General features: G+C 46.5%; 7 protein-coding genes. 3 read left to right on the plus strand and 4 right to left on the minus strand.

Annotated elements, in window-relative coordinates:
• Window positions 1-63 precede the first annotated feature (63 nt).
• The 4 genes from KUA48_RS07425 to KUA48_RS07440 form a co-directional block, all read right to left on the minus strand.
• Window positions 64-2,199, minus strand: a complete 2,136-nt coding sequence (locus KUA48_RS07425) for a glycoside hydrolase family 97 protein (protein WP_153087814.1) — start codon at window positions 2,197-2,199, stop codon at window positions 64-66.
• A 176-nt stretch (window positions 2,200-2,375) separates the two neighbouring features.
• Window positions 2,376-5,051 (minus strand): 4-alpha-glucanotransferase, encoded by a 2,676-nt coding sequence (locus KUA48_RS07430; RefSeq protein ID WP_218432225.1) that lies wholly within the window; start codon window positions 5,049-5,051, stop codon window positions 2,376-2,378.
• 168 nt (window positions 5,052-5,219) lie between these two features.
• Window positions 5,220-6,560, minus strand: coding sequence for an MFS transporter (locus KUA48_RS07435; RefSeq protein ID WP_218432226.1), 1,341 nt, complete (start codon window positions 6,558-6,560; stop codon window positions 5,220-5,222).
• 21 nt (window positions 6,561-6,581) lie between these two features.
• A complete protein-coding gene (locus tag KUA48_RS07440; protein ID WP_218432227.1) occupies window positions 6,582-7,607 on the minus strand; it encodes a LacI family DNA-binding transcriptional regulator in 1,026 nt (341 codons plus the stop codon).
• Between the two features lie 343 nt (window positions 7,608-7,950).
• Here KUA48_RS07440 and KUA48_RS07445 point away from each other — a divergent pair, with 343 nt between their 5' ends.
• The 3 genes from KUA48_RS07445 to KUA48_RS07455 are packed head-to-tail and all read left to right on the plus strand — an operon-like array spanning window position 7,951 to window position 13,865.
• Window positions 7,951-11,049 (plus strand): TonB-dependent receptor, encoded by a 3,099-nt coding sequence (locus KUA48_RS07445; protein ID WP_217756232.1) that lies wholly within the window; start codon window positions 7,951-7,953, stop codon window positions 11,047-11,049.
• Between the two features lie 18 nt (window positions 11,050-11,067).
• Window positions 11,068-12,684 carry a RagB/SusD family nutrient uptake outer membrane protein gene (locus KUA48_RS07450; protein WP_218432230.1) on the plus strand — a complete coding sequence of 539 codons (1,617 nt, stop codon included), beginning with the start codon at window positions 11,068-11,070 and terminating at the stop codon, window positions 12,682-12,684.
• A gap of 26 nt (window positions 12,685-12,710) precedes the next feature.
• A complete protein-coding gene (locus tag KUA48_RS07455) occupies window positions 12,711-13,865 on the plus strand; it encodes a SusF/SusE family outer membrane protein (RefSeq protein WP_153072333.1) in 1,155 nt (384 codons plus the stop codon).
• The last annotated feature ends 20 nt before the right edge of the window (window positions 13,866-13,885 follow it).

Consider the following 13,885-nt stretch of genomic DNA (forward strand, 5'->3'; position numbering starts at 1 on the left):
CGCTCATTTTTAGCGTATTTCCGACCAACCGGACAGTTGGACGGAAATACGGAAATTATAAGCTTATTTAGCGAGCAAAGAGATGGCGAAACCACCACCACGTGCTTCGTTAATCTTCAAAACATCCCCCTTCTTCACAGTCTTGTGGATGATCTGATAAGATTTAGGGTTCTTCTCGTAGTCAGCAGTCTTGCCGTCCTGATAAATAGCGCAAGCATACTTCTTGCCCTTATCCAGGAAGTCGAGCTTTACTACGGCTGTGCGGGCTGCATCAGTCTTACCGCCTACAAACCAGTTATCGGTTCCCTTTGCCTTGCGGGCTACGGTGATATACTTGGCTGGCTCTGCCTCCAGATACTTGGAGTCATCCCAGTCGCAAGCTACGTCGCGGATAAACTGGAAGGCATCATCATACTTCTCATAATGCTCTGGAAGATCGGCAGCCATCTGCAGCGGACTGTACATTACGAGATAGAGCGAAAGCTGACCACAGAGAGTGGTATGAACATAACTCTTATTGTTGCTCCACTCAGAAAGCTTGGTCTCAAAGATACCAGGAGTATAATCCATCGGACCACCCTGCAGACGGGTGAATGGCAACATTACGGTATGATAAGACTTGTTACCGCCAAATGCCTCATACTCTGTACCACGTGCACTCTCGTTGCCAACCAGGTTAGGCCAGGTGCGGCAGATACCTGTAGGACGGGTTGCCTCGTGTGCATTTACCATGATATGATGCTTGGCAGCGGTCTCGATGACACGCTGGTAGTGATTGTTCATCAACTGGCTGTAGTGATACTCACCTCTTGGGATGATATCTCCCACATAACCGGTCTTCACGGCATCATAACCATATTTGTTCATCAGGTTGAAGGCATCTTCCATGTGGCGCTCGTAGTTGAGAGCTGCAGAAGATGTCTCGTGGTGCATCATCAGCTTCACGCCCTTAGAGTGAGCATAGTCGTTGAGCATCTTGATATCGAAGTCTGGATATGGAGTCACGAAGTCGAAGACATCGAGCTTCTGGTGACCGAACCAGTCTTCCCAACCTTCGTTCCAGCCTTCTACCAATACTTCCTGCAAACCGTTCTTGGCTGCAAAGTCGATGTAGCGCTTCACTTCCTCGTTGGTTGCACCATGAGTACCGTTAGGCTTGCACTTGCTGTAATCGGTTACACCGAGACGCACAGATGGCAGATCGTTGGTATAGCTCCAGGTCTTGGTACCCACAATCATGTTCCACCATACACCGCAGTACTTGGTAGGATGAATCCAGGATGTATCCTTAATCTTGCAAGGCTCGTTAAGGTTCAATGTCAACTTGCATGAAAGCATATCACGGGCATCATCACTTACCATCACGGTACGCCAAGGTGTATTGAATGGAGTCTGGATAAATCCCTTTCTGCCCACGGCATCAGGAGTGAGCCAAGACTCGAAGGTCAATGTTTTCTCATCCAGATTGAGGTGCATGGTAGGATAATCCAGGCAGGCAGCCTCATGGATGTTGATGTAGAGTCCGTCCTTGGTCTTCATCTGGAGAGAGGTCTGAACACCGGTATCAGAGAAGACGGTGGTAGATGAATTGCTCTTGTAAGCTTCACGGTTTTTCGCAATAATTGGGCGAATGCCTGTCAATGGAGTAATGTTGTAATCATACTCCTGTGTATCATAATCACCAGGAATCCAGTAAGCGGTATGATCGCCTGCCATGGCAAACTGGGTATGCTCCTCCTGGATGACGAAATAATTCAGACTTTCCTGTTGTGGGAACTCATAGCGCAAGCCCATACCATAATCATATACACGGAAACGGATGGTGATGTTACGCTTAGAAGCAGCCTGGTTCAGGTTTACCTCCATCTCGTTGTAATGGTTGCGGATGGTAGCGGTCTCGCCCCATACCGGCTTCCAGGTTTCATCGAAAGTCGATGTCTTGCTGCCGGTTTCAGTAAAACCATCCATCAGGCTGGTTTCCTCCATGCCCTTAGAGGCATGTTTATCCTTAGCCAGTTCCAATCCTAAGTGGGATGGCTTGCATACAGTCTTTCCCTTATAGCTCATCTCATAGGTAGGCTGTCCCTTTTCGGTCAAAGAGAATGTTACCGAGACGTTGCCGTTAGGCGACTTTACGGTCTGGGCTGCTGCCAACATAGGAAGCAAGAGACCCATCACTAATACATTCAGTTTTTTCATACTGTTCAGTTGTTGTTTATTCTTTTTTTGAATCTTCGTTAGTTTATCTCAATCATTATCTGTTTATTCTTAAGATAGTGCAAAGATACAAAAAACAAAAATACCCTCCACGTTTTGGGAGGGTATTTTTCTGCAAATGAGTGTGCAAACGTTTGCACTATATATAATCATGTTAGTTAGCATCTTCCAGACTGCGAAATCATTTCTGTGATATTCTGCACGAAACGCTTATCTGCAGCCAGATCCTCTATGTTGAGGTGCATGCGGTAACGCCAGTAATGCTTAGGGTTAGCCGGGATATTGATACGCTCAGCATCGGCATCAGGCAGACGAAGAGCCTCATCGGTAGCCAACCAGTCCTGGATGCTCAATATGCAGAGCATGGATGGAGAGGTAAGATGGCGGCTGATGATGTCGCTAGCCAACCAGCCTGGGAGTGGATGAGGTGCTGATCCCTGACGGTAGAGCATCGTATTGTAATACTCCTGGGTACGCTGGATATTCTCATCCCACCACATGCGCAGAGTAGGCATATCGTGGCTCGAAATGGTACATACCGAGCGGTATGGGTTACGGCTCAGATGTCCGAACTTAACCGATGGATCCTTTGGCATGCTCTGGAGTTCCAGACTCAATATCTTCAACTCGTCCATTACCCAAGGCACACAGTCTGGAACCATACCGAGGTCTTCGGCACAAACTAGCATGCGGGTAGCCTGAACCAGCTTAGGCAACTTTTTCATCGCCTCCTGATACCAGAACTGGTTGTTGCGGCGATAGAAATAGTCGTTGTAAAGGCGGTTAAACGCAGCCTTGTCATTATCATAGAGCGACTCGTAGATAAAGTCGAGCTGGGCTGAGATACGTGGATGGAAGACGCCAGGGTTGGTATGATTGCGTACGAAGAGTACATCGCTGATCAGGGCATACAAGCCATCACGCAGCCAGAGTTCCTTCTCATCTGTTACGTCAGCAAAGAGAGCCTCTACCTTGCGCTGGGTATCTACCTCAGGCTTCATCTGATAACGCTCGTCATCCAGACGGTCGAGATACTTCTCCTTTACCTCGCCGGCACGCTCATGGAACACACGATCCAATACCCAATCGGTAATGAACGGACGGGTAAAACGGTCTTCCTGGAAGTGCAAACCATAGCTTTCAATCTCTTCACGGCTCATGGCAAGCGCCGGTGCAAACTGTCCGAGCAATCCATGTACGCTATGTACCGGAATCTCCCAGATACGGAAGAAGCCCAATACGTGGTCGATGCGGTAAGCATCAAAATATCTTGCCATGTTCTTGAAACGGCGGTTCCACCACTGGCAGCCATCCTTCAGCATCTCAAACCAGTTATAGGTAGGGAATCCCCAGTTCTGACCATTGGCAGAGAAGTCATCTGGTGGAGCACCCGCCTGACCATTGAGGTTGAAGTATTTAGGTTCCGTCCATACATCGCAACCATTGCGGTTTACGCCGATTGGAATATCACCCTTCAAAATAACGCCCTTAGCCTTGGCATGCTCGTGAGCCTCCTGCATCTGGCGGTCCAGTACGAACTGTACGAAATAGAAGAACGCCACGTTCTTGTAAGCAGCAGTCTTAGGGTCGGCAAGCACCTTGCGCTCAGCCTCATCCCATACCTGATGATCTGGCCACTGGTTGAAATCAGCCGTACCATTCTTATCACGCAGGTATGAATACTGTGCGTAAGGAACCAGCCACAGTTCAGAAGCCTGGAAGAAAGCCTTGTATTCGGCTGTCTTCATCATCTTTTCACCTTCCTGATTGAAGATTTGGCGCAAGTAATTTATCTTGAAATCATTTACTTTCTCGTAATCTATCTTATCCAGTGCGTTCAACTCAGCACGTGTCTTCTCAGCCTCAGCACGAGCCTTGGCGTCCTTCAGCTCAGGGAGAGCATGGAGGTCGGCATACTGCGGATGAATAGCGAAGACGCTGATGCAGCTGTATGGATAACTGTCGGTCCATGTATGGGTGATGGTGGTATCATTGATAGGAAGGAGCTGGAGCACCTTCTGACCGGTAGAAGCCACAAAATCAATCATGGTCTTCAGGTCACCGAAGTCACCAATACCGGCACTCTTACGGGTACGCAATGAGAATACAGGCACCTGCGTTCCGGCAAGTTTGCGGTTATACAGAGCGAAGAAAGCCTGGTCGAGTTCATAAGATACCAACTCACCTGCCTTCATCTCCGGCAAATCCACGGTTCTGTTCATGCTGGTTTCCCAGAGAAGCTCGCTCTTCGCATTACGGAAAGCAACGAACTTAAACTCCAGATGGCTGCCCTCAAGATGAGTCGCATCAATATCAGCCACCCATTCATTATAGGTATGCTGAGTCATCGGAAGAATCTTCTGCACATCCCAGACACCCAAAGCTTTATCTGCACCCAATACCCCCAGACGCTCACCATCGCGAAGCTGAGGAGCACGGACTATCAGACGCACAATCTTGCTGTCCGTTTCCGGCTTCATCTCCTGTGGAGCCTGATGATTGATGCAATCGGTAAAGGCACTGCTGTAGAGGTAAGCATCCTCCGGCATAGCCTTCCAATGATCGTAAAGGGTATAAACCTCTGCCTTTCTGGCATTTACATCGAGCTGATGCTTGATTATAAGCCATTCGGTCTTGACTGCTCTTCCTTCACGTTCTACACTATAATAATAGGTATACGATTTTTCTGGTGATTCAACACACCAGTCGCATGCCCATCTTTGACCATCTGTCGTCTCGAGAGGAAGTTTCAGTTCACCTTCCTCCGTCTGAATGTTTACGACGATCTGTTCGCCGAACATTGCTTTATATTCAATATTAAACTGTACTGTCATAAGACTCTTAAAGGCTCTTGAAAATGTTATAATTTATGTTTGATGCTACAAAGGTAAGAAAAACGAGCGAAAAACGTATCTGAAATTTGCATATTTTTTCTCACAAATCGTGCAAACGTTTGCACTACCCCTACTCTGTAGAAACAATAATTAATCGTTCATCACATTTTATTCTGATTTCTTATCCTTGATGATACTCACAGACAGTGCACCCGCAATCAGCAGGATACCTGCCACAATCATCATATCGCTCTGATGAGAACCCACCAGACTCAAGACAATTCCACCGCAGATAGCAGCCACAATCTGAGGGATACAGATGGTTCCGTTAAACAGACCGAGATAAGCACCCATGTGACCATATCCCTGCAAAGCATTGGTAACAAAGGTGAAAGGCATCGCCAGCATGGCTGCCCAACCGGCACCAATCATCAGGAACGGAACAAACTGCAGATACTGGTCATGCAGGAAAGGTATCAGGGCAAAACCCACACCACCGATAACCAGACTGACAGCGTATGCCACCTTCGTATTCTTAAACTGAGGGAGAATCACTGCCCAGACTACACTACCTACAGCCTGTACGGCAAAGAGAATGCCCACCCAGTTGCCTGCCTCCTGGAATGCTTCAGAAGCAGGATCGGTCGTATTCCATACGGTTTCAGCGATGGCTCCCGTAGAATAATTCCAGAGATAAAGGAAACCAGCCCAGCAGAAGAACTGAACCAGTCCCACCTTCCAGAAGGTAGATGGCGCCTTGCGGAGCAAAGTAATCCAACCGGCCTTGTCTTCAGAAGCCTCAGCATTAGAATTCTTCACTCTTCCCTCTTCCCTCTTCGCTTCATTATACTCCGCATACTGCTGTGGATTCCACTCCTTCACCTTCATCGTGGTGTAGATAACACAGAGAATCAGGATAACCGCACCGATATAAAACGACCAGATGACAGAATCAGGAACCACACCCTTCTCAGCATAATTCTTGATACCGAGGAAGGTAAAGAGAAATGGGAAGATATATCCGGCTACAGAACCGGCATTGCAGAGGAAACTCTGGATAGAGTAAGCCTTTGCCTTCTGTTTTTCATTTACCATATCGCCTACCAACATCTTGAACGGCTGCATCGCCATGTTGATGCTCGTATCGAGGAACATCAGCGCTATCAGTCCGAAGAGCATCGCACCGCTCACGGTCAGTCCGAGCGAACCGGCATTCGGGAGCAGGCACATTACCAGGACGGCAATCGTAGCACCCACAAAGAGATAAGGGATGCGGCGACCGAAGTGGCACCACGTCTTATCACTCAACGTGCCCACGATAGGCTGAACCAGGATTCCCATCAGAGGAGGGAGAATCCAGAAATAACTCAAGTTGTGTGGGTCAGCACCCAACGTTGCAAAGATTCGGGAGATGTTGGCGCTCTGTAGGGCGTAGGCAATCTGTACTCCGAAAAATCCGAAGCTCAAGTTCCAGAGCTTCCAGAAACTTAAATCAGGTTTTTGTTTCATCGTTATATTGTTTTTATATTTTTATCTTGTTGTTCCTCTCACCACAAGTCGTGTTCTCACCACTCGCTTCTCCACCTCATCTCTAGGGATGGAGCCTTCCACCTGACCAATCAGGATATTGGCAGCTTCCTCGCCTACGGCTACACCTCGCTGCTCAACCGTAGTAAGCATCGGGTCGCACGCCTTGGCACGGTCACCATTGGTGAATCCGCAGATGCTGATTTCTTCAGGCACCTTGAATCCCATGCGCTTGGCGGTATAGAGGATACCGATTGCCGTATCATCATTGATGGCAAAGAAAGCATCCGGACGATCTTCCTCTATCAGAATATCCGGCGTTATTGCTTCGGCATTGGCACGGTCATCGCAGATCTTCACCCAGTCAGGGTTCTCCGTCAAGCCATGCTTTACCAGCGCATCATGATAACCGTTATATCGGTTCTTTGAGATTTCCAGATTCATCGGCGAGCCGTAGAAGGCAATCTTCTTACAGCCCGTATCAATCATGTGGGTAACGGCAGTAAAGGCACCCATATAGTCATCTACCACCACTCGCGAGCAGTTCACGCCCGTACATATTCTATCATAGAAGATGAGCGGCACCCCATTCTGCAGCAGTTTTTCGAAATGGTCATACTGCTTGGTATCCTTCGCCTGTGAAACGATGATGCCACAAACCTTGTTCTGATAGAAGTCTTCACAGATGGCCACCTCCTTATCGTAACGCTCGTTACTCTGCGCCACCATCACACGGTAACCTCTGGCTCTAGCCTCTTCCTCTATACCCGAAAGCACCGACATGAAGTAATAGTGTACCACCTGAGGCACAATAACTCCAATCACCTTCATCGGCTTCACCTTACTATGTCTTAAAGCTTCACCCAGGAAATTAGGAAAGAAGTTATGTTCACGCGCGTATTTCTGAATACGCTCCTTTTGGGCAGTACTGATACGAGAACTGTCCTTCAATGCCCGGCTCACTGTGGCAACACTTACGCCCAGATCGCGAGCAATATCTTTCATTGTTATTGTTTCTTTATCGCCCATTGCTATTAGTTGTGCTGCAAAATTACGAAATATCCTCAATATCAGTTCAAAGTTCTTGACTTAAATCAAGTAATTTCTGTGCAAACGTTTGCACAAAATAAATAACGGAATTAACACAAAAATAGTACAACATTAGAGAAAAGAACTTAATTTTGCACACAGAAACGACAAGTTTATGGGCAAGCGCCCCCATTCCTACCTTATATAATATAAGTAAGATGCCAGAAAGACTAAACAAGAGCCAGAACGGCATTTTGAGTAGGAACGACAACAACTTAAGCCAAGAAGAAAAGAAGAAAAAGTAAATAATTTAATATTATACATTAACTTAAAAATCAAGCAAATGATGAAGCAGGTAAAAATTAAATTGCCTCTCAGAGCGTTGACCCTAGCAAGCGGTCTGCTTCTGACGGTGAGTTCCTTTGCGCAGACAAATGCAGTTAAGGGACATGTGAAGGATGCTTCTGGTGAGCCTATCATGGGTGCTACCATTACAGTTAACGGTAAGGCAGTAGGTATTACCGACATGGATGGTAACTTCTCAGTTGATGCAGCGCCAGGTGCCAAGATTACATTCACCTATCTGGGTATGACACCGCAGACAGTGAAGGCATCTAGTAACATGAACATTACCTTGGAAGATGACTCAAAGGCTTTGAATGAAGTCGTTGTCATCGGTTATGGTGTGGCTAAGAAGTCAGACCTGACCGGTTCTGTAACAGCTATCAAACCTGATTCTAAGAATAAGGGTGTGGTTGTTAATGCACAGGATATGCTTACAGGTAAGGTTGCCGGTGTAAACATTACCAGCAACGACGGTACTCCTGGTGGTGGTGCCAAGATTCGTGTTCGTGGCGGTTCTTCTTTGAACGCATCTAACGACCCATTGATCGTTATCGATGGTCTGGCAATGGACAACGATGGTGTTAAGGGTCTTTCTAATCTCCTTTCTGTAGTTAACCCACAGGATATTGAGTCTTTCAGTGTCTTGAAGGATGCTTCTGCAACTGCTATTTATGGTTCCCGCGGTTCTAATGGTGTCATCATCATTACAACCAAGAAGGGTCGCAAGGGTCAGAAACCTACCGTTTCTTACTCTGGTAGCATAACCATCAGCGAGAAGAAGAACACAATTGATGTTCTTAACGCTGACGAGTTCCGTGCAACAGTTGAAAAACTGTATGGAAAAGACAGTGAAGCTTACAGCGCACTGGGTACAGCCAACACCAACTGGCAGGACTTGATTTACCGTACAGCTATCAGCCACGACCACAACATTACAGTTTCTGGTGCAGCAAAGTCACTCCCATACCGTGTTTCTGTAGGTTATACAGACCAGCAGGGTATCGTGAAGACATCTGACTTCAAGCGTGCAACAGCATCTTTGAACTTGAACCCATCATTCTTCCAGGATCACTTGACATTGAACCTGAATGCCAAGGGTATGTATGCTAGAACCTTATATACAGATGGTTCTGTTGTATCAGCAGCTGTAAGAATGGATCCAACTCAGGATCCATACAACTTTACATCTGAATATCACAAGAATCAGCTTAGAGACAAAGATGGCAACAGTCTCCTGGACCAGACTCTCAAGAACTATGGTGGCTATTTCCAGTGGTCAAAGAAAGCAGAGTATGGTGACAATACATGGCCTTTCACTTATGACAGCACCACACAGATGCCTAACCCTCTGTCTTTGCTGGATCAGGGCAGTCAGATTGCTCACAGCCGTTCATTCATCGGTAGTGCAGACATCGACTATAAGGTACACGGTTTCGAGGACTTGAGATTGCATGCTACCTTGGGTGCAGATATCTCAAAGGGTCGCCAGAGCCAGTCATTTGCTACATCTTGCACAAACGCATTGTACTATGGCAGCTACGGTGGTGAGGAAATTCTGAAGCGCAACCTCTCTTTGAGTGCTTACGCTCAGTACTACAAGGATTTCAACAAGATTCATCACTTCGACATCATGGCTGGTTATGAGTGGCAGCACTTCTGGCGCAGCAAGAACAATGACTATGTAGGTTATTATCCTGAAACAAATAACGATGCAAGTCTTGCTGGCACAGAGCGTCCTCATACTCCATATAGCGAGAAGAGCGAAAGCTACCTGGTATCTTTCTTCGGACGTGCCAACTACACATTGCTCGACCGTTACTTCCTGACAGCAACCGTCCGTGATGATGGTTCTTCACGTTTCAAGGAGCACTGGGCATGGTTCCCATCATTCGCTTTTGCATGGAAGGCTAACGAAGAAGCATTCCTGAAGAACGCTAACTGGTTGTCTGACTTGAAGCTCCGTCTGGGTTATGGTAAGACTGGTCAGCAGGCTGGTTCTATCGGCGATTATGAGTGGATTCCATCTTATTCTATCAGCACAGGTACAAATGGTTTCTATCCTGTTACTGGCACAGGTGAACTTTATAGACCAAACAACTACCGTCCTGACTTGAAGTGGGAAACAACCTCTACCTACAACGTAGGTTTGGATTGGGGCATCATGGATCAGAGATTGTCTGGTAGCGTAGATTGGTACTACAGAAAGACTACCGATCTGTTGAACTATGCTCCACTTTCTTCTATGGCAGGTTACAAGAACCAGGCATGGCAGAACATCGGTTCCTTGAAGAATACCGGTGTTGAAGCAGCTATTACCTGGCGTGCTATCCAGACCAAGGACTGGTTCTGGACCATGACATACAACTTCACTTACAACAAGAACGAGATTACCGACTTGAATGGTGTATCTGAGAATGGTGCTCCTGTTGTTAATACAAACATCAAGGTAGGTGATGGTTCTGGTGCTTATCTGCAGGCTAACCAGGTGGGTTATGCTATGAACTCATACTATGTTTACCAGCAGGTTTACGACAAGAACGGCAAGCCAATTGAGAACTGCGTAGTTGACCGTAACGGTGACGGTAAGATCAATGAAAGCGATAAGTATCTCTACAAGAGCCCAGCAGCTCCTGTAACCATGGGCTTCTCTTCTCGCTTGGAATACAAGAACTGGGACTTCGGTTTCTCTTTGCGTGCAAGCATCGGCAACTATGTATATAACAATGTTGAGCAGAGCATGAGTAACATGAATACAGGTGAGTGGTTCTCTAACTCTTTGAAGTACTTCTCTAACCGTATGAAGAGTACTGTTGAGAGAAACTGGCAGACCTACGAGATCACTTCTAAGTTGTCTGACTACTATGTGAAGAACGCTTCATTCCTGAAGTGCGACAACATCACATTGGGTTATAGCTTCAACAACCTGTTTAAGTCAAGCGGCTGGCATGGACTTTCAGGTCGTGCATACGCTACTGCATCAAATGTATTCACAATAACCAATTATGACGGTTTGGATCCAGAAGTAGGCGATGGTAACGACAACAACCTCTACCCACGTCCATTCTCTGTAGTAGTTGGTCTTAGCTTGAATTTCTAATAAGAAAGGATATCAATTATGAAAAAATATATTAAAAATATTGTTCCAGTAGCAGCACTTCTGCTCACAATGGGAACAGCAACATCATGTGTCGGTGATTTGGACGTTACTCCGATTAACCCAAACATCCAGACAGGCCTTAACATCGATGGTCTTTTCAACAAGTGCTATGCTAACTTTGCCCTGGCTGGTAATGGTGGTGCTAATGGTGACTGCGACATTGATGGTATTGACGGTGGAACATCTGGTTTTATACGCCAGACATTCAATGCAAACGAATTACCAACCGATGAGGCTATCTGCGGTTGGGGTGATGATGGTATAGCCGGCTTCTGCTATAATAGCTACAATGCCTCAAACCCAATGTTGATTGGTTTGTATGCCCGTATCACAACAGGTATTGCTTATTGCAACCAGTATCTTGCAGAAGCAGGAGATCAGGATGCAACCAAGCTTGCAGAGATTCGCTTCCTGAGAGTATACGAATATTTTAGCTTGATGGACGGATGGGGCAACATCCCATTTACACTTCAGCCATTGACCAAGCCTGAAAGATATACCAGAGCACAGGTTTACGAATGGCTTGAGAAGGAGCTTCTTGAAATAGAGCCAAGCCTTTCTGATGCAAAGGCTAAGAAGTCAACAGATGCCGGTTACGGTCGTGTAGATAAGGCTGCATGCTGGTTGCTTCTCTCCCGCCTCTACCTCAATGCAGAGGTTTATACAGGCACACCTCAGTGGGAGAAGGCTAAGTCATACGCCAAGAAGGTGATGGATTCTTCTTATAAGCTGAACACCAAAAGCGTAAACGGCTGGAGTGCTTACCAGATGCTCTTCATGGGCGATAACGGTGAGACAGATGCAGCTTACGAGGGTATCTTCCCTCTCTTGCAGGATGGTTTGAAGACCACAAGCTGGGGTACTACACTCTTCCTGTTGGCTTCTACCTACGATCAAGATATGCACGCAAATCCAAACAACCCTTCAGCTACCAATGGTACTGACCAGGCTTGGGGTGGTAACCGCGCTCGTCCTGACTTGGTGAAGAAGTTCTTCCCTAATGGTAACGTTCCAAATCTTGAAAGCTACGCTACAGCAAAAGCTGCCGGTGATGACCGTGCTCTCTTCAACGGTGTAAACCGTTCATTGGATAATGATGACGTTGCTACTTTCAAGAGCGGTTTCGGTGTTGCTAAGTTCACCAACTTCAAGACAGATGGAAGCGCAGGTAAAGATGCTACATTCCCTGATGCAGACTTCTTCCTGATGCGTGTAGCAGAGGCATACCTGAACTTTGCAGAGGCTGATGCCCGCATCAATGGTGGTCAGACTACAGAGGAAGGTACCGCAGCTATCAATGCTATCCGCAAACGTGCAAATGCCTCTACTCGTGAAGACAGAGGCTATTCTCTGAACGATATCTGCGATGAATGGAGCCGTGAGTTCTACTTCGAGGGTCGCCGTCGTATGGATCTGATCCGTTTCAACCGTTATGGTGGCAATGTCAACTACAACTGGCAGTGGAAGGGCGGCACCAAGGAAGGTCGCAACTTCTCTGAACATTTGAACATCTTTGCTATCCCAACCAATGAGTTGACATCTAACAAGAATCTGATTCAGAATCCTGGATATTAATTTGCAAACATAAAAAGGAATTCATTATGAAAAATATAATTAAATCAGCTCTACTCGTTGTCATGAGTTTATTTCTCATGACAGCTTGTAGCGACGACAATGACTCTAATCCGACTATTCAGTCACCAACAGAGTTCAAGTTGAATACTCCTGCATTGCAGAATACCCCAATCGACCTGGCGAATTCGTCTAAGATTATGTTGACCTGCTCACAGCCTAACTATAGCTATACAGCTAGCGTTCAATATACAGTACAGGTCGCTACAGATGAAAATATGACTGATGCTGTTGAGCTTTCAGAAACCAGCACAAGTGCCAAGGTTGCAATCAATGCATCTTCATTGGCAAGTGCTTTGACCAACATCTTTGTGGAGAAAGGCAAGACAGAGGCTGATTTCCCTATGGACGTAAAAGCTTACTTCCGTTTGAAGGCAAATATTGTGACCAGTAATGGTAATGTTGTAGAAGGAACAGAGATTCTTTCTAATGTGGTTTCACTCAACAAGATTCACCTCTTGTTCTCATTGCCACCTGTCAACTTACCTAGCCATGTACATATAGTAGGTAACTTCTGTGACTGGGATTGGGCAAAGAGCTTCGACATGGTTCAGGTTTATGGTACAGATAATACCTTCTGGCGTCTTGTCTATATCGACGATAGCGGTATCAAGCTCAATACTGTAGCTGAAAGCAATAAGAGCGAAGTTGGTTATGCTGGCATTACAGTTTCCGGCGACTGCAAGGACGATATCATCGACAAGGATGGCAATATCGCTTCTAGCAAACCAGGCTGGTATCTCGTAATCGTAACAACATCTGTTGTAAACCGTGAAATCCACTATGACGTTCAGTTCAACAAGCCAACAATCTGGCTGATTGGCCCTGCAGCTGGCAGCGACGATTTCGCAGAAGAAGCAGAAGGCTGGTCATTCACTGTACCTACAACCATGGACGGAGAATTCGTATCTCCTGCATTCGTAGGTTCAGTTCCTGCTGGTACTGATAAGGGTGTACGTATGTACGTTAAGATTCCAGGACACGACTGGTGGCATTCTGAGTTCGTTGTATTAGACGGTAAGATCAAGTACCGTGCAACAGGCGGCGACCAGGATAGAGTTACAGGTGAAGTAGGTCAGCAGGTTCACCTCAACTTCTCTAAGGGAACTGGTGAAATCAAGTAATAACGATTTAAAATCGAAGT

It is taken from the genome of Segatella copri (assembly GCF_019249795.2).
Taxonomy (GTDB): domain Bacteria; phylum Bacteroidota; class Bacteroidia; order Bacteroidales; family Bacteroidaceae; genus Prevotella; species Prevotella copri_B.

Bases quoted from the DNA above. Each gene is read 5' to 3' on its own strand.
- KUA48_RS07430 (WP_218432225.1), bottom strand. From the start codon at position 5,051: ATGACAGTACAGTTTAATATTGAATATAAAGCAATGTTCGGCGAACAG.
- KUA48_RS07440 (WP_218432227.1), bottom strand. From the start codon at position 7,607: ATGGGCGATAAAGAAACAATAACAATGAAAGATATTGCTCGCGATCTG.
- KUA48_RS07435 (WP_218432226.1), bottom strand. From the start codon at position 6,560: ATGAAACAAAAACCTGATTTAAGTTTCTGGAAGCTCTGGAACTTGAGC.
- KUA48_RS07445 (WP_217756232.1), top strand. From the start codon at position 7,951: ATGATGAAGCAGGTAAAAATTAAATTGCCTCTCAGAGCGTTGACCCTA.
- KUA48_RS07455 (WP_153072333.1), top strand. From the start codon at position 12,711: ATGAAAAATATAATTAAATCAGCTCTACTCGTTGTCATGAGTTTATTT.
- KUA48_RS07450 (WP_218432230.1), top strand. From the start codon at position 11,068: ATGAAAAAATATATTAAAAATATTGTTCCAGTAGCAGCACTTCTGCTC.
- KUA48_RS07425 (WP_153087814.1), bottom strand. From the start codon at position 2,199: ATGAAAAAACTGAATGTATTAGTGATGGGTCTCTTGCTTCCTATGTTG.